Raw genomic sequence first — 16,056 nt, 5'->3', positions numbered from 1 at the left:
AAGCGGCACCCACTTCTTCGCGATCCTTCATGGCGGCCATACCCACTTTCATGGTCAGCTCGCCCCATTCCTTGTTGATGGCCGCCAACGGCTCAACGAACTCTTTGACCGCCTCGTTGCCTTCCTGACCACGATCAGGTCGCACTTCTGGTCCTTGGCCAGTTGGTGGATTTCCTGGCGTGGCTGGCCGTAGGTCAGGTGGGAATCACCGCGGTTGATGTCCGGGTATTTGTTGAACAAGCGCTCCATGCGCTCCTTGGCCTGGTCGAACTGCTGCTGTTGCAGTTGCGACAGGTCCATGGGCACGTCGCCGCCAAATGCCATGGCCATGGGTTCGACGATGTGCACCAGCGAGACCTTGGCGCCTGAAGGTTCCGCGAGCTTCATAGCGCGCTTGATCACCGGGTCGCATTCTTCGGTCAGGTCGACGGCGACCAACAAATGTTCGTATTGCATGAGCGGTACTCCTGACAATCGCGATAGAAGAAGTATGGTCGCTTTCGGGCGGGTCTTCCGTGAAAAATGGCTAACCAGCTCATTTGCAACGCTTTATGGGGTCTACTGATATGACGGTATTGCTGGTGGTGTCAATCCTTGCGCTAATTCTCAGCCCGCTTTCCTGGTTGCGCACGTCGCGCAAGCAGGGCGAGCAGATGAACCTGCGCCTGGAAGCGCGGCGCATGGGCCTGGCCATGCAGCTGGCGCCCCAGCAATGGCCGCACTGGCTGGAAAAGGAGCCGCCAAGCCCCTGCCCGCAGTACCACCGTGGGCGGCGCAAGGGGCGTGAGGACAGCTTCTGCTACTGGCAGGTCACGCCAGGCGTGTGGTGGAACCAATGGCGCGAGCCGTGTGAGGACCCACGCCTTGCCGAGGCTTTTGCGCGCTTGCCGGCCAGTGTCTACAAGGTTGAAGCCGACCCCCGCATGATCGCTTTGTACTGGACCGAGCGGGGCGATAAATCTGTATTGCAGGATATTGCGCACGTCCTCGAAACGCTCGCCTGACCCCTCGCCAATTAAAAAGCGGCGTTAAACGACAAAGCGGCGGCTTGGCAGAGCCCCTGAAGGGGTGGGGTGCCAAGTCGCCGCTTTGCGTTCTGCTGCGCAGAAAAGGCCAGGCAGGCCGGGAATGCTTGAAGCCATTGGCAGTGTAGCCGGCTGCCAGCAATCTGCTGAAAAATCTTCCCTTGGCAGGCACGTGCCTGTTTTCCCATGGTCAATTGCTGACATGAATGTGCAGCGATCACTGACGTCATGCTTTGTACCCAGACCCTACAAAATGACCGGAAAGTCGTGTTTTCACTCAGTGCGTGAGCATTTGACAACGCTGATCTTTTCGGAGAATGTGTGCACACCCAAATCAAACGGGCGTATGAATTGAGCGTTTGTATGTCACACGGCTCGTTCATAGTCCCGACTAGCGCGCTGACGGGTGTGCCTGGGGCAGGGCGGCATGGCCTGCCTGATGCAGCAGCGACCGGCGTGTACAGTTAGCTTCCATATCGTGGAGATCAGTTGATGATTTACGAAGGTAAAGCCATCACGGTTAAGGCTCTTGAAAGTGGCATCGTCGAACTCAAGTTCGATCTCAAGGGTGAGTCCGTCAACAAATTCAATCGCCTGACCCTGAACGAGCTTCGCGAAGCGGTCGATGCCATCAAGGCCGACGCTTCGGTCAAGGGCGTAATCGTCAGCAGCGGCAAGGATGTGTTCATCGTCGGCGCCGACATCACCGAGTTCGTCGACAACTTCAAGCTGCCCGAGGCCGAGCTGGTAGCCGGCAGCCTGGAAGCCAACCGCATCTTCAATGCCTTCGAAGACCTCGAAGTGCCGACCGTTGCCGCCATCAATGGCATCGCCCTGGGCGGTGGCCTGGAAATGTGCCTGGCGGCCGATTACCGGGTCATGGCCAGCACTGCCAAGATTGGCCTGCCTGAAGTCAAACTGGGCATCTACCCAGGCTTCGGCGGTACCGTGCGCCTGCCGCGACTGATCGGTTCGGACAACGCGGTCGAGTGGATTGCCGCCGGCAAGGAAAACCGTGCCGAAGACGCCCTCAAGGTCGGTGCCGTCGATGCCGTGGTCGCCCCTGAGCTGCTGCAAGCCGGTGCCCTGGACCTGATCAAGCGCGCCATCAGCGGCGAGCTGGACTACAAGGCCAAGCGCCAGCCGAAACTGGAAAAGCTCAAGCTCAATGCCATCGAGCAGATGATGGCGTTCGAGACGGCCAAAGGCTTTGTCGCAGGCCAGGCTGGGCCGAACTACCCAGCGCCGGTCGAAGCCATCAAGACCATTCAGAAGGCCGCCAACTTCGGCCGTGACAAAGCCCTGGAAATCGAAGCCGCAGGCTTTGCCAAGCTGGCCAAGACGTCGGTTGCCCAGAGCCTGATCGGCTTGTTCCTGAACGATCAGGAGCTCAAGCGCAAGGCCAAGGCCCATGACGAGATCGCCCGTGACGTGAAGCAGGCTGCCGTGCTTGGCGCTGGCATCATGGGTGGCGGCATCGCCTACCAGTCGGCGGTCAAGGGCACGCCGATCCTGATGAAGGACATCCGCGAAGACGCCATTCAGCTGGGCCTTAACGAAGCTTCCAAGCTGCTGGGCAATCGCGTCGAGAAAGGCCGCCTGACCCCCGCCAAGATGGCTGAAGCGCTCAACGCCATCCGCCCGACCCTGTCCTACGGCGATTTCGCCCACGTCGACATCGTCGTCGAGGCCGTGGTCGAGAACCCGAAGGTCAAGCAAGCCGTGTTGGCAGAAGTCGAAGGCCAGGTGAAAGAGGATGCCATCCTCGCCTCCAACACCTCGACCATCTCCATCAACCTGCTGGCCAAAGCGCTCAAGCGCCCAGAAAACTTCGTCGGCATGCACTTCTTCAACCCGGTGCACATGATGCCGCTGGTCGAGGTCATTCGCGGCGAGAAGTCCAGTGAAGTGGCGGTTGCCACCACCGTGGCGTACGCCAAGAAAATGGGCAAGAACCCAATCGTGGTCAACGACTGCCCGGGCTTCCTGGTCAACCGCGTGCTGTTCCCGTACTTCGGCGGTTTCGCCAAGCTGGTCAGCGCTGGCGTCGACTTCGTGCGCATCGACAAGGTCATGGAGAAGTTCGGCTGGCCCATGGGCCCTGCCTACCTGATGGACGTGGTCGGCATCGACACCGGCCACCATGGCCGCGACGTGATGGCCGAAGGTTTCCCGGACCGCATGAAGGACGAGCGCCGTTCGGCGGTAGACGCCCTGTACGAGGCCAACCGCCTGGGCCAGAAGAACGGCAAGGGCTTCTACGCCTACGAGACCGACAAGCGTGGCAAGCCGAAGAAGGTGTTCGACGCCGCCGTGCTCGACGTGCTCAAGCCGATCGTGTTCGAGCAGCGTGAAGTCACTGACGAAGACATCATCAACTGGATGATGGTCCCGCTGTGCCTGGAGACCGTGCGTTGCCTGGAAGACGGCATCGTCGAAACCGCTGCCGAAGCCGACATGGGCTTGGTCTACGGCATTGGTTTCCCTCCCTTCCGTGGCGGTGCATTGCGCTACATCGACGCGATCGGTGTCGCCGAATTCGTCGCCCTGGCCGATCAGTACGCTGACCTGGGGCCGCTGTACCACCCGACCGCGAAGCTGCGCGAAATGGCCAAAAATGGCCAGCGCTTCTTCAACTGAGCGTAGAGCGAGAGATTTGATATGAGCCTGAATCCAAGAGACGTGGTGATTGTCGACTTCGGTCGCACGCCAATGGGCCGCTCCAAGGGTGGCATGCACCGCAACACCCGCGCCGAAGACATGTCTGCGCACCTGATCACCAAACTGCTGGAACGCAACGGCAAGGTCGACCCAAAAGAAGTCGAGGACGTGATCTGGGGCTGCGTCAACCAGACCCTGGAGCAGGGCTGGAACATTGCCCGCATGGCGTCGCTGATGACACCGATCCCGCACACCTCGGCGGCGCAGACCGTCAGCCGCCTGTGCGGTTCGTCGATGAGTGCGCTGCACACCGCCGCCCAGGCGATCATGACCGGCAACGGCGATGTATTCGTGGTTGGCGGCGTCGAGCACATGGGCCACGTCAGCATGATGCATGGCGTCGACCCTAACCCGCACCTGTCCTTGCATGCTGCCAAGGCTTCCGGGATGATGGGCCTGACTGCAGAGATGCTCGGCAAAATGCACGGTATCAGCCGTGAACAGCAGGATCTGTTCGGCCTGCGTTCGCACCAGCTCGCTCACAAGGCGACGGTCGAAGGCAAGTTCAAGGACGAGATCATCCCGATGCAGGGCTATGACGAGAATGGCTTCCTGAAGGTCTTCGATTTCGACGAGACCATTCGCCCGGAAACCACCCTCGAAGGGCTGGCGTCGCTGAAGCCTGCGTTCAACCCGAAAGGTGGCACCGTCACCGCGGGTACTTCGTCGCAGATCACCGACGGTGCTTCGTGCATGATCGTCATGTCTGGCCAGCGCGCCATGGACCTGGGCATCCAGCCATTGGCGGTGATTCGCGCCATGGCCGTGGCCGGTGTCGACCCGGCAATCATGGGCTACGGCCCGGTGCCATCGACCCAGAAAGCCCTCAAGCGTGCCGGCCTGAGCATGGCCGATATCGACTTCATCGAGCTCAACGAAGCCTTCGCCGCACAAGCCTTGCCTGTGTTGAAAGACTTGAAAGTGCTCGACAAGATGGATGAGAAGGTTAACCTGCACGGCGGCGCCATTGCTTTGGGCCACCCGTTCGGTTGCTCGGGTGCACGTATTTCCGGCACCCTGCTCAACGTCATGAAGCAGAATGGCGGTACTCTGGGGGTGGCGACCATGTGCGTCGGCCTCGGCCAGGGCATCACCACTGTCTTCGAACGCGTCTGATCGCGTCGCGGGACAGCAGCCGGGGCCTTGTGCCCCGGTTTTGTTTTTTACAGGTTTTATTAAAAAGGGTGAGCGACATGCAGATACAGCCAGGCGTATACCGGCACTACAAGGGGCCTGAGTACCGTGTCTTCAGTGTTGCGCAGCACTCCGAAACTGAAGAGTGGATGGTCTTCTACCAATGCCTGTATGGTGAATACGGGTTCTGGGTACGGCCTCTTTCGATGTTCCAGGAGTCCGTCGAGGTTGACGGCGAGCAGGTGCCACGCTTTGCTTTGGTCAAGGCCGAAGAAGGGTTGCCTGGGCTGCTGGCCAAGTCGCACGAGTGATCGACCGCGCTTGACCTCACTGTTTTGCCACTATATATAGCGGTGCCGCGTCTGGCACCTGACGCGTTTTTCATCTTCAGATTCAGGAATACTCCGATCCATGGGCAAATCGCTGGTCATTGTGGAATCCCCGGCCAAGGCCAAGACCATCAACAAGTACCTGGGCAACCAGTACGTGGTGAAGTCGAGTATCGGCCATATCCGAGACCTCCCCACCAGCGGTTCGGCCAGCGCTAGCAAAGAGCCGGCCGCCAAGCGTGGTAAGGCTGCGGGTGAGGCGCCGGCCCTTTCGCCGAAAGAAAAGGCACGCCGCCAGCTGGTGGCACGCATGGGTGTCGACCCCGACCACGGCTGGAAGGCCAAGTACGAGATCCTGCCTGGCAAGGAAAAGGTGATCGAAGAACTGCGCCGCCTGGCCAAGGATGCTGACACCATCTACCTCGCAACCGACTTGGACCGCGAAGGGGAGGCCATTGCATGGCACCTGCGCGAAGCCATCGGTGGTGACGACACCCGCTACAAGCGCGTGGTGTTCAACGAAATTACCAAGAAGGCCATTCAAGAGGCCTTCTCGCAACCGGGCGAGCTGGACATCGACCGCGTCAACGCCCAGCAGGCGCGGCGCTTCCTCGATCGCGTGGTGGGCTACATGGTTTCGCCACTGCTGTGGGCCAAGATCGCCCGTGGCCTGTCCGCAGGCCGTGTACAGTCGGTTGCGGTGAAGCTGGTGGTCGAGCGCGAGCGCGAGATCCGTGCCTTCATCCCCGAAGAGTACTGGGAGATCCACGCCGACCTGGGCACCGCCAAGAACGCCAAGGTGCGTTTCGAAGTGGCGCGCGAGAAAGGCGAGGCCTTCAAGCCACTCAACGAAGCACAGGCCATGGCAGCGCTGGAGAAGCTCAAGGCTTCCAGCTACAGCGTGGTCAAGCGTGAAGACCGCCCGACCAGCAGCAAGCCTTCGGCGCCGTTCATCACGTCAACCTTGCAGCAGGCCGCGAGCAACCGCCTGGGCTTTGGTGTGAAGAAAACCATGATGATGGCCCAGCGTCTGTACGAAGCGGGTTACATCACCTACATGCGTACCGACTCCACCAACCTGTCGGCCGATGCCCTGGACATGGCGCGCAGCTACATCGAGCGCGAGTTCGGCAAGCAGTACCTGCCGGAAAACCCGCTGGTGTATGGCAGCAAGGAAGGCGCCCAGGAGGCGCACGAAGCGATTCGTCCTTCTGACGTCAACACCCATCCGACCAAGCTCAGCGGCATGGAGCGCGATGCAGAGCGTCTGTACGAGCTGATCTGGCGCCAGTTCCTCGCCTGCCAGATGCCGCCGGCGCAGTACCTGTCCACCAGCGTCACGGTGGCGGCTGGCGACTTCGAGCTGCGTGCCAAGGGCCGTATCCTCAAGTTCGACGGTTACACCCGCGTGCTGCCGCAACAGAGCAAGCCTGGCGAAGACGATGTGCTGCCGGAAATGGTCCAGGGTGAAGCGCTCAAGCTGATCCAGATCGACCCGAGCCAGCACTTCACCAAGCCGCCAGCGCGCTTCACTGAAGCCAGCCTGGTCAAGGAAATGGAAAAGCGCGGCATCGGTCGCCCGTCGACCTACGCGGCGATCATCTCGACCATCCAGGACCGTGGCTATGTGACGTTGCACAACCGCCGCTTCTATTCCGAGAAGATGGGCGACATCGTCACCGAGCGCCTGTCCGAGAGCTTCTCCAACCTGATGGACTACGGCTTCACCGCCGGCATGGAAGAGAACCTCGACGACGTGGCCCAGGGCGAGCGTGACTGGAAGAACGTGCTCGACGAGTTCTACGGCGACTTCAGCAAAAAGCTGCAGACTGCCGAGTCGGCCGAAAACGGCATGCGTGCCAACCAGCCGACCATGACCAACATTCCGTGCAAGGAATGTGGCCGCCCGATGATGATTCGTACCGCCTCCACCGGCGTGTTCCTTGGTTGCTCGGGCTACAGCCTGCCGCCCAAGGAACGTTGCAAGGCAACCGTCAACCTGGTGCCAGGTGACGAGATTGCCGCGGATGACGAGGGTGAATCGGAATCCCGCGTGCTGTTGGGCAAGCACCGTTGCCCGATCTGCGCCACGGCGATGGACGCTTACCTGCTGGACGAGAAGCACAAGCTGCACATCTGTGGCAACAACCCGGATTGTGCGGGCTACGAGATCGAAGAGGGCAGCTACCGCATCAAGGGCTACGAAGGGCCGAGCCTGGAGTGCGACAAGTGTGGCAGCGAGATGCAGCTCAAGACTGGCCGTTTCGGCAAGTTCTTCGGTTGCACCAACCCTGCGTGCAAGAACACCCGCAAGCTGCTCAAAAGCGGTGAGGCGGCGCCACCGAAGATGGACAAGGTGGAAATGCCTGAGCTGAAGTGCGAGAAGGTCGATGACACCTATGTGTTGCGCGACGGTGCTTCGGGGTTGTTCCTGGCGGCCAGCCAGTTCCCGAAAAACCGCGAGACCCGTGCGCCGCTGGTGCTGGAGATCGTCCCGCACAAGCATGAGATCGATCCGAAGTACCACTTCCTCTGCGATGCCCCGCAGAAGGACCCGGAAGGCCGCCCAGCGGTGATTCGCTACAGCCGCAAGACCAAGGAGCAGTACGTGCAGTCCGAGGTCGATGGCAAGCCGACGGGGTGGAAGGCGTTCTACGACGGCAATGCGTGGAAGGTTGAAGACAAGCGCTGATTGGCGTTGAACGGGGGCCGCTTTGCGCCCCATCGCCGGCAAGCCGGCTCCCACAGGTACAGCGCCATTTCAACGGTGGCGCTCCCCCTGTAGGAGCCGGCTTGCCGGCGATGGGGCGCAAAGCGGCCCCAGTTGTTTATGCGACATTCAGCTTGCGGCCAGCCAGGCCATCCCTGAAACTGATCCTAATCGCTTACCAGCCTTTAGGGAGGTCACTCGAGATGGCCCAGGAACTCTACACCCGCACCAACCAGAAACTGTTCTTCGCCGGCCTCGCCCTCGAGTCCATGGCCAAAGCCGAACAGGGCCAAGCCATGAACGCTCAGGGCCTGGTCCAGGCCGAACGCGAATCGGCGCTGTTCCACTTGTACGGCGCGCTTCTGGGCCTGTGCCATGAAATTGGTGGCTACTACCGCCTGCCAACAGCGTCGAGTGTCGAGCAACTGCTTGAAGGCGATGCGCTGAATGGCATCGCTATCCCCGAGGTGGCCGAGCTGCTGGAATTGGCCCGTCAGCGCGAAACCTGGCTGGCGCAAATGCTGAGTGCTTATGCCGATTTGTTCCGACCACCGGTCGCGAAAAAAACGCCTAAAACCGATGTCACCCAGCCGCTGATTCAGGCCGTCAACCTCGATGAGCCCGAGCAGCCTGCGCTGTCGCGTGAAGAACTGGAAAGCTGGCGCAGCAACCTTAAAAGCTTGGTGAGACGTTTCCGTGACGCGTTGAGTGAGTGCTGATAGCCGCTGCGGCTGATACAATGCTGGCCTTTCGTGGAGAACAGCCTTTTATGTCTACGTCTTTTCTGGAAATTGTCGAGTTGCCTGATGGCCGGATCGAACTGCGTCGTGCGGAGGATGAGGGCTCTCTGGTAACCCTGGATTTCTCGGAAGACGCCAAGGCGTTCCTGCAGGGTCAGCATGTAGAAGTGGCCAAGGCCATGCTCAGTGTCGGCGTGCAGATGGCAGGTCGCCTGATGGACGGCGAGCTCGAACGCGACGAAGGCCCTCGCGTTCTGCATTGATCGCGTTGCGTGGTATCAGTGCTTTTGAAGTAACAGGCAAAGCCTGAACATCAGCCGAGGCGGATGTTCAGGCTTTGTGCGTTTCCGGTGCTGGCTGAGCGCAGCAGCAGTTGACGTGCACTGGCATTGACGCTGCCAAGCCAGCTGACCACGGTGTGGCTGCGGCCAAGGCGCAGCGCTTCGCAGGTCAGTTGCAGCGGGCTCTGATTGCCACGAGGGTGCAGCAGCAGGATGCGTTCGCGGTTGAGGCCGGCATCGCGCAACCAGGCCTGGGTCAGGCTCGAGGGTGGGGCGATCAGGGTCAGCCAGCGGGCGTCTTCCTCTTCGCTCAGTTCGCGCAGGACCGGGGCCAACAGGCTCTGGCAATGCTCGGCAGCGCCGCGCAGTGACAGCTCGCTGAACAGCTCGGGGTGGCTGCTCTTGCGCGTCTGCTCGCTGGCCTTCAGGCCCGGCAGAATGGGCTGGGCAAGGAATGCTTCGAACAATGGCAACTGGGCTTGCTCGGGTGCGTGAATGAACTGCTGCATGGCGCCTCCTGGATCAGCGGCGTATGACGCCGACGCTCAAGCCCTCGATCACCAGCTCCTGTTCTTTCAGGTCGACTTCGATGGGGGCGAATTCGGGGTTTTCGGCAACCAGCCAGACCTTGGTGCCTTCGCGCTTGAAGCGCTTGACGGTCACTTCGTCACCGATGCGGGCGACGACGATCTGGCCATTGCGGGCTTCGCGGCAGGTGTGCACTGCCAGCAGGTCACCGTCGAAGATGCCGACATCCTTCATGCTCATGCCGTGCACGCGGAGCAGATAGTCGGCGCGAGGGTGGAAGAAGGCAGGGTTGATGTTGCAGGATTGCTCGATGTGCTGCTCAGCGAGGATCGGTGCGCCCGCTGCGACCCGGCCGATGATCGGCAGGCCGCTTTCGTCGGCCTTGGCCTCGAACCCGGGGATACGGATGCCGCGGGATGCGCCGGGGGTCATCTCGATGGCGCCTTTGCGAGCAAGGGCCTTCAGGTGCTCTTCGGCGGCGTTGGGCGATTTGAAGCCCAGCTCCTGAGCGATTTCAGCGCGTGTCGGTGGAAAGCCGTTGTCTTCAAGGCAACGTTTGATGAACGCGAGAATTTCAGCTTGGCGTGGCGTCAGTTTCAACATGGTGAGCGCTCTGTCTTTTTATACAGTGACTGGGATTATATACAGTACTGGATGAGCTGCAAGCACCCTGTACGAAGAAACAGCGAGAATGGCGCTTGCAGCGCGGTCATTGGCGTTTTTAAATGGCGACCGCCCAGTCACCGAGCCTTGACAGACGCAGGCCTGAAACGTATGTTTCAAACACCTGTTTGTCTGGCGGAATAATCATGGCCCAATCGGAAACCGTTGAACGCATTCTCGATGCTGCCGAGCAGCTGTTCGCGGAAAGAGGCTTCGCTGAAACCTCGTTGCGGTTGATCACCAGCAAGGCCGGGGTGAACCTGGCGGCGGTCAACTACCACTTCGGTTCCAAAAAGGCCCTTATCCAGGCGGTCTTCTCGCGTTTCCTCGGCCCTTTCTGTGCCAGCCTCGAACGTGAACTCGAGCGTCGCCAGGCGCGCCCGGAGCAAAAGCCCAGCCTCGAAGAGCTGCTCGAAATGCTCGTCGAGCAGGCCCTGGCCGTGCAGCCGCGCAGCAACAATGACCTGTCTATCTTCATGCGCCTGCTGGGGCTGGCTTTCAGCCAGAGCCAGGGGCACCTGCGGCGTTACCTGGAAGACATGTACGGCAAGGTGTTCCGCCGCTACATGCTGCTGGTCAACGAAGCCGCGCCACGGGTTCCGCCACTGGAGCTGTTCTGGCGCGTGCACTTCATGCTCGGCGCCGCAGCGTTCAGCATGTCCGGCATCAAGGCGTTGCGCGCCATCGCCGAAACCGATTTTGGCATCAATACCTCGATCGAACAGGTCATGCGCCTGATGGTGCCGTTCCTGGCAGCAGGCATGCGCGCTGACAGCGGGGTCACCGACGAAGCCATGGCAGCCGCCCAACTGCGCCCGCGCAGCAAGACCAGCAGCACAGCCACCGCCAAGGCCTGAAGGCTGGGCGGGGCAGGGCGCTTCGGCTAAGCTAGCGCCCATGCCCGATCTCGATCTATTGCACATCTCCCTTGCCGACCAATGCCTCTATGGGTTCGCCCAGGGCCGCTTGTGCCTGCGCCTGGCGGTGTCCACGGCGCGTAACGGCGCCGGCGAGCGCAATGGATCGGGCTGCACGCCGCGTGGCCTGCATCAGGTACGGGCGAAAATTGGCGCGGGCCTGCCGCTGAATGCGGTGTTGCGTAGCCGGCGCTGGACCGGTGAGGTCTGGTCGCCTGAGCTGCAGGCGCGGTTTCCCGGGCGGGACTGGGTCCTCACCCGCATACTCTGGCTCAGCGGCTGCGAGCCGGGCGTCAACCGCCTCGGCGCCGTCGACACGTTCCGCCGCTATATCTACTTGCATGGCACACCTGAGACCGAACCTTTGGGCGTGCCGCTGTCCCATGGCTGCATACGCCTGCACAACACCGATTTGCTTGGCCTGTTCGACCGCGTGCCGGCCCATTGCCGGGTGCGCATCGAAGAGGCGGCTTGCCCCCAGTGGGCTTCTTTAAGTCTTCAATGAAGGATTTCCCATGACCGTCAGCCTGCAAGGCTCCTTGATGGTGGACATCGCCGGTAAATGGCTGACCGCCGAAGACCGTCACCTGCTGCGCCAACCTGAAGTGGCCGGCCTGATCATCTTTGCCCGCAATATCGACAGCCCGCGCCAGGTGCGCGAACTGTGCGCGTCCATTCGCGCGATTCGCCCGGACTTGATCCTGGCCGTCGACCAAGAGGGCGGGCGTGTGCAGCGCCTGCGCCAAGGCTTTGTGCGCCTGCCGGCCATGCGTGCGCTGGCCGACAACGACAACGCCGATTACCTGGCGGAGCAGTGCGGATGGTTGATGGCCACCGAGGTGCTGGCGGTAGGCCTGGACCTGAGCTTCGCCCCGGTGCTCGACCTGGACCACCAGCGCAGTGCGGTGGTCGGCAGCCGCGCCTTTGAGGGTGACCCACAGCGCGCCACGCAGCTGGCGGCGGCTTTCATTCGTGGCATGAACGCTGCGGGCATGGCGGCCTGCGGCAAGCACTTCCCGGGGCACGGTTGGGCCGAGGCCGACTCGCACGTGGCCATCCCCACGGACGAGCGCAGCCTTGAACAGTTGCGTCAGGCGGACCTGGTGCCCTTCACCCGGCTCAGCGGCCAGCTGGCAGCGGTGATGCCGGCCCACGTGATCTACCCGCAGGTCGACAACCAGCCTGCCGGCTTCTCGCGGCGTTGGCTGCAGGACATCCTGCGCGGTGAGCTGGGCTTTGACGGGGTGATTTTCAGTGACGACCTGTCCATGGCCGGTGCGCACGTGGTCGGGGATGCGGCCAACCGCATCGAAGCAGCTTTGAGTGCTGGCTGCGACATGGGCCTGGTGTGCAACGACCGGGCGGCGGCAGAGCTGGCATTGAGTGCGGCGCAGCGGCTGAAGGTCAAGCCTTCGCCGCGCATTGCGCGGATGCAGGGGCAGGGCTTTGCGCGCACCGATTATCGCCAGCAGCCGCGTTGGCTGGAGGCGTTGGGGGCGTTGCGCGAGGCGCAGCTGGTCGATTGACTGTGCCGGCCTCTTCGCGGGTAGGTCGGATTTACCCACTTCCCGGTAGGAGCAGCCTTGTGCTGCGAAGGCGGCGGTAACAACAGCGAAGATCAAGGGTGTTGTCACCGGCCTCTTCGCAGCGCAAGGCTGCTCCTACACAGAGTGCTCACAAGCGCTTAGCGGCCGCGCTTCCCTGGCAAGGGGGCAAACAGCGCCTCGATCTCATCATCCCCCAGTCGCCACTGCCCGGCCTGCCCGCCATCGAGCAGGCTTGCCGCCAGGGCCGCCTTCTCTTGCTGCAATAGCTGAATCTTCTCTTCCACCGTGCCGCGGGTAATCAGCTTGAACACGAACACCGGTTTGTCCTGGCCGATGCGGTAGGCGCGGTCGGTGGCCTGGTTTTCGCTGGCCGGGTTCCACCAAGGGTCGAAGTGGATCACCGTGTCCGCAGCCGTTAGGTTCAACCCGGTGCCACCCGCCTTGAGGCTGATCAGGAACACTTCGCTGTCACCCTGCTGGAACGCTTGCACCGGCGTGCGGCGGTCGCGGGTGTCGCCGGTCAGCAGGCTGTAACGCACCTTGCGCTTTTGCAGTTCTTGCTCGATCAATGCCAGCATCGAGGTGAACTGGGAGAACAGCAGTACCCGCCGGCCTTCACTGAGCAGCTCTTCGAGCATCTCCAGCAGGGCGCCGAGCTTGCCTTTATCGGCCTGGTTGCCCTTGGTCTCGACGCCCTTCACCAGGCGCAGGTCGCAGCACACCTGGCGTAACTTGAGCAGGGCATCAAGGATGACAATCTGGCTGCGCGAGGCGCCGTTGCGGGCGATTTCGTCGCGCACTTTCTTGTCCATTGCCACGCGCACTGCCTCGTAGGTATCGCGCTGGGCATCGCTGAGCTCGACCCAGTGCACCATCTCGGTCTTGGCGGGCAGTTCGGTGGCCACCTGTTCCTTGGTGCGGCGCAGCAGGAATGGGCGGATGCGGCTGACCAGGTGGGCCATGCGTTCGGCGTCGCCGCGGCGTTCGATCGGGGTGCGGTAATCCTGGTTGAAGCGCTTGAGGTCGCCCAGCCAGCCCGGCATCAGGAAGTGGAAGATCGACCACAGCTCGCCGAGGTTGTTTTCCATCGGCGTACCGGTCAGGCACAGGCGCTGCTCGGCCTGCAGCTCGCAGACGGCGAGGGCGGCTTTGCTGGTGCTGCTTTTGATGTTCTGCGCCTCGTCGAGCACCAGCACGTGCCAGTGCTGCGTACGCAAGTGTTCGAGGTCGCGGGGCACGAGGGCATAGGTGGTGAGCACCAGGTCGTAGTCGTGCAGCGTGGCGAAATGCTTGCTGCGCCCTGGGCCCTGCAGTGCCACCACGCGCAGGTCGGGGGCAAAGCGTTTGGCCTCGTCGAGCCAGTTGGGTATCAGGCTGGTCGGCATCACCGCCAGGGCGGGAGTGGTCAGGCGGCCGGACTGTTTCTCCAGCAACAGGTGAGCCAGGGTTTGCAGCGTCTTGCCCAGGCCCATGTCGTCGCCGAGGATCCCGCCCGTGCCCATTTCGCGCAGGGCTTGTAACCAGTTCAGGCCTTGTTGCTGATAAGGGCGCAGGGCCGCGTTCAGTTGTGCGGGCGGTTCGACCTGCAGGTCGCGTGCGTCACGCAGGCGCTTGCCCAGGTCGCGCACGTGCGCGCCGCCTTCCCAGTGCAGCGGCAGGTGATCGAGCTCGTTCAGGCGCGCGGCATCGGCCCGGTCCAGGCGCAGTGAAGGGCCGGCGGCGTCTTCATGCAGGTAGAGCTCGCCAAGGGTGCCCATCACCGCCTTGATCCGGCCGTAGGGCAGGGCGACGCGCAGCGCGGGGCTGTCGAGGCGGCCGCGGTTAAGGTCGATCAGCAAGTGTTCGTCGTCACTGCGCCGGGCCAGTTCGCTGGCGCGCAGCAGCTCCGGGTTGCTGCGCAGCAACTGCAGCACGATCGGCAGCAGGCTGTGGCGCTGGCCATCGACCACGATGCCCAGTTCCAGGTCGAACCATTCATGCCCGGGGGCTTCGTCGATGCTGGCGTACCAGTCGTCCACCTCGTGCAGGTTGAAGGAAAAATCGCGGTGGATGTCGATCACCCAGCCGGCTTCACGCAGTTGTGCCAAGCCGTTGCGGGCGAAGTGCAGCCAGGCCTCGTCATCAGGCAGTTGGTGCATCTCGCCCGCACTGTCGGGCAGTGCCTTGCTCTGCCGGGTGGCGGCCTTGAAGCCGAGGTCGCGTAGCGTCTTGCGCAGCGCCTGTTCGGCCTTGGGCTGGCGGCGAATGCGCTGGCTGATGGCATCCACCAGGCGGGTCAACGGCTTGTCGTCGTTGCCGCTGGCGCGCAGGCCGTCGTAGTCGAACGACAGCGCGGCGCGGTGCTGCATCTGGCGCTGCATGCGGCCGGTCTTGGGCATGTAGGCGCTGTACTCGAGGCTGCCCAGGGTCAGGTGAGGGCGAGGCTCGATCGTGTCGATCTGCTCGCTTCGGACCTTGGTGGGGGTCGGCACCTGGCGGTTCAATGCGTTCAAGCGATGGCTCAGGGGGATGATCAGGTGCTCGGGAACCGTCGGGGCGCTGGCCAGTTGGCTGGCAATGAACGGGTCAAGGTCATGCAGCAGTTTGCCGGTCTGCCCGCTGTGTGGGTCGACGTAATAGAGGGGGTCGACCGGCAGTGCCAGCATGTGGGTATTTTCAGCATGGTGCCAGGCGCCGCGGTAGCTGCCGTTGTCCAGCCGAACCCAACGAAATTCGGCGTGCAGGGCGGGGCCTTGGGCCAGGGGTTTCTGCTGTTGGCCATACAGCAAGCGGCCGGTGGCGAGGGCATACTCGTAGAGTTCGGCGCCCTTTTTGCCTTCCAGGCGTGCGACGGGCAGGCTGTAATCCTTGCTGAGGGCATCGATCAGTCGCAGCGCACGCAAGTCTTCATCGGTCACGTACTTGGGTGTGTAGTAGATGAGCTCGGGCATCGAACTGGGCCGGCTCAGCTTCACGCTGTCATCGGGCTGCCGGGTACCTTTGAACACGCTGAGCATGCACTGGCCATGGTTGTTGCTCACCACATAGTAGAGTGCAGGGCCTTTGCGCTTGGCGGGTTCTGTGGCAAGGGCTGCCGGTACTTCCAGGGCCTCGACCCAGTGTGCGAGTTCGGGGGGCAATTCAAGGGACTGCTGCGCTGCTGGCGTAACGGCAAGGGGTTCGTCAGGTGTGCCTTCGACCCAGTCCGGGCCACGTTCAAGCAGATAGAGCGCCGCTGCACAGTGCTTGCAATTGTTACCGACCGGGCACGAGCAGGTGCCCTCGCATTCAAGGCCGTCCTCGGTCATGTCCAGCGTGATGCGCTGGTAATAGGCGCGGCCGCCAGAGCCTGCGCACTGCGCGCGGATGGTCAGGTCCAGGATGGATACGATTTCGCTCCTGCCTTCCTCTGCATAGTCGAAGCCGCGTTGCAGCGTAGTGCGGTCAAACGCGAACTTCCAGGTGTCAAGCCCCCGGATAAA

13 protein-coding genes and 2 pseudogenes are annotated in these 16,056 nt (G+C 62.2%); 10 read left to right on the top strand and 5 right to left on the bottom strand.

The window, feature by feature from the left end:
* Window positions 1–124 (bottom strand): annotated as a pseudogene (locus tag OO306_RS23080) (hypothetical protein); the annotation flags it as partial.
* Window positions 125–126: 2 nt separating this feature from the next.
* Window positions 127–456: pseudogene (locus OO306_RS23075) on the bottom strand (universal stress protein); the annotation flags it as partial.
* Window positions 457–566: 110 nt separating this feature from the next.
* Between OO306_RS23075 and OO306_RS23070 the strand changes: the two are divergent.
* From OO306_RS23070 to OO306_RS23040, 7 genes are all read left to right on the top strand, one after another.
* A complete protein-coding gene (locus OO306_RS23070; RefSeq protein ID WP_027596630.1) occupies window positions 567–1,004 on the top strand; it encodes a hypothetical protein in 438 nt (145 codons plus the stop codon).
* Between the two features lie 513 nt (window positions 1,005–1,517).
* Window positions 1,518–3,665, top strand: a complete 2,148-nt coding sequence (gene fadB, locus OO306_RS23065; protein WP_186703866.1) for a fatty acid oxidation complex subunit alpha FadB — start codon at window positions 1,518–1,520, stop codon at window positions 3,663–3,665.
* Window positions 3,666–3,686: 21 nt separating this feature from the next.
* A complete protein-coding gene (gene fadA, locus OO306_RS23060) occupies window positions 3,687–4,862 on the top strand; it encodes an acetyl-CoA C-acyltransferase FadA (RefSeq protein WP_027596628.1) in 1,176 nt (391 codons plus the stop codon).
* Window positions 4,863–4,939: 77 nt separating this feature from the next.
* The gene (locus OO306_RS23055; protein ID WP_027596627.1) at window positions 4,940–5,191 is read left to right on the top strand and encodes a DUF1653 domain-containing protein; all 252 of its coding nucleotides are present in this window, start codon (window positions 4,940–4,942) and stop codon (window positions 5,189–5,191) included.
* Between the two features lie 100 nt (window positions 5,192–5,291).
* The gene (gene topA / locus OO306_RS23050; protein ID WP_027596626.1) at window positions 5,292–7,901 is read left to right on the top strand and encodes a type I DNA topoisomerase; all 2,610 of its coding nucleotides are present in this window, start codon (window positions 5,292–5,294) and stop codon (window positions 7,899–7,901) included.
* Between the two features lie 221 nt (window positions 7,902–8,122).
* Window positions 8,123–8,638 carry a DUF6586 family protein gene (locus OO306_RS23045; protein ID WP_027596625.1) on the top strand — a complete coding sequence of 172 codons (516 nt, stop codon included), beginning with the start codon at window positions 8,123–8,125 and terminating at the stop codon, window positions 8,636–8,638.
* A 50-nt stretch (window positions 8,639–8,688) separates the two neighbouring features.
* On the top strand, window positions 8,689–8,922 hold the full coding sequence (locus OO306_RS23040) for a hypothetical protein (protein WP_004376430.1): 234 nt from the start codon (window positions 8,689–8,691) through the stop codon (window positions 8,920–8,922).
* A 50-nt stretch (window positions 8,923–8,972) separates the two neighbouring features.
* On the opposite strand, the gene sulA is transcribed toward OO306_RS23040, so the two are convergent.
* Together sulA and lexA are read right to left on the bottom strand one after the other, a co-directional pair.
* The gene (sulA, locus tag OO306_RS23035; protein WP_027596624.1) at window positions 8,973–9,449 is read right to left on the bottom strand and encodes an SOS-induced cell division inhibitor SulA; all 477 of its coding nucleotides are present in this window, start codon (window positions 9,447–9,449) and stop codon (window positions 8,973–8,975) included.
* 13 nt (window positions 9,450–9,462) lie between these two features.
* Window positions 9,463–10,071 (bottom strand): transcriptional repressor LexA, encoded by a 609-nt coding sequence (gene lexA, locus OO306_RS23030; RefSeq protein ID WP_027596623.1) that lies wholly within the window; start codon window positions 10,069–10,071, stop codon window positions 9,463–9,465.
* 206 nt (window positions 10,072–10,277) lie between these two features.
* On the opposite strand from lexA, the gene OO306_RS23025 reads away from it, so the two are divergent.
* From OO306_RS23025 to nagZ, 3 genes are read left to right on the top strand one after another with little or no spacing between them, the layout of a single operon-like run.
* A complete protein-coding gene (locus OO306_RS23025) occupies window positions 10,278–10,988 on the top strand; it encodes a TetR/AcrR family transcriptional regulator (protein WP_027596622.1) in 711 nt (236 codons plus the stop codon).
* A gap of 40 nt (window positions 10,989–11,028) precedes the next feature.
* The gene (locus OO306_RS23020; RefSeq protein WP_027596621.1) at window positions 11,029–11,553 is read left to right on the top strand and encodes a L,D-transpeptidase; all 525 of its coding nucleotides are present in this window, start codon (window positions 11,029–11,031) and stop codon (window positions 11,551–11,553) included.
* Window positions 11,554–11,575: 22 nt separating this feature from the next.
* A complete protein-coding gene (gene nagZ / locus OO306_RS23015) occupies window positions 11,576–12,574 on the top strand; it encodes a beta-N-acetylhexosaminidase (RefSeq protein ID WP_172961393.1) in 999 nt (332 codons plus the stop codon).
* Window positions 12,575–12,732: 158 nt separating this feature from the next.
* Here nagZ and OO306_RS23010 read toward each other — a convergent pair whose 3' ends face one another.
* The gene (locus OO306_RS23010) at window positions 12,733–16,053 is read right to left on the bottom strand and encodes a DEAD/DEAH box helicase (protein WP_265970006.1); all 3,321 of its coding nucleotides are present in this window, start codon (window positions 16,051–16,053) and stop codon (window positions 12,733–12,735) included.
* Between the last annotated feature and the right edge of the window lie 3 nt (window positions 16,054–16,056).

This window comes from Pseudomonas sp. DCB_AW, from assembly GCF_026240895.1.
Lineage (GTDB): Bacteria > Pseudomonadota > Gammaproteobacteria > Pseudomonadales > Pseudomonadaceae > Aquipseudomonas > Aquipseudomonas kermanshahensis.
This window is presented reverse-complemented; position numbering and strand designations above follow the sequence as displayed.

Bases quoted from the DNA above. Each gene is read 5' to 3' on its own strand.
- fadA (WP_027596628.1), top strand. From the start codon at position 3,687: ATGAGCCTGAATCCAAGAGACGTGGTGATTGTCGACTTCGGTCGCACG.
- OO306_RS23025 (WP_027596622.1), top strand. From the start codon at position 10,278: ATGGCCCAATCGGAAACCGTTGAACGCATTCTCGATGCTGCCGAGCAG.
- lexA (WP_027596623.1), bottom strand. From the start codon at position 10,071: ATGTTGAAACTGACGCCACGCCAAGCTGAAATTCTCGCGTTCATCAAA.
- OO306_RS23070 (WP_027596630.1), top strand. From the start codon at position 567: ATGACGGTATTGCTGGTGGTGTCAATCCTTGCGCTAATTCTCAGCCCG.
- OO306_RS23045 (WP_027596625.1), top strand. From the start codon at position 8,123: ATGGCCCAGGAACTCTACACCCGCACCAACCAGAAACTGTTCTTCGCC.
- sulA (WP_027596624.1), bottom strand. From the start codon at position 9,449: ATGCAGCAGTTCATTCACGCACCCGAGCAAGCCCAGTTGCCATTGTTC.
- OO306_RS23020 (WP_027596621.1), top strand. From the start codon at position 11,029: ATGCCCGATCTCGATCTATTGCACATCTCCCTTGCCGACCAATGCCTC.
- OO306_RS23055 (WP_027596627.1), top strand. From the start codon at position 4,940: ATGCAGATACAGCCAGGCGTATACCGGCACTACAAGGGGCCTGAGTAC.
- topA (WP_027596626.1), top strand. From the start codon at position 5,292: ATGGGCAAATCGCTGGTCATTGTGGAATCCCCGGCCAAGGCCAAGACC.
- OO306_RS23040 (WP_004376430.1), top strand. From the start codon at position 8,689: ATGTCTACGTCTTTTCTGGAAATTGTCGAGTTGCCTGATGGCCGGATC.
- fadB (WP_186703866.1), top strand. From the start codon at position 1,518: ATGATTTACGAAGGTAAAGCCATCACGGTTAAGGCTCTTGAAAGTGGC.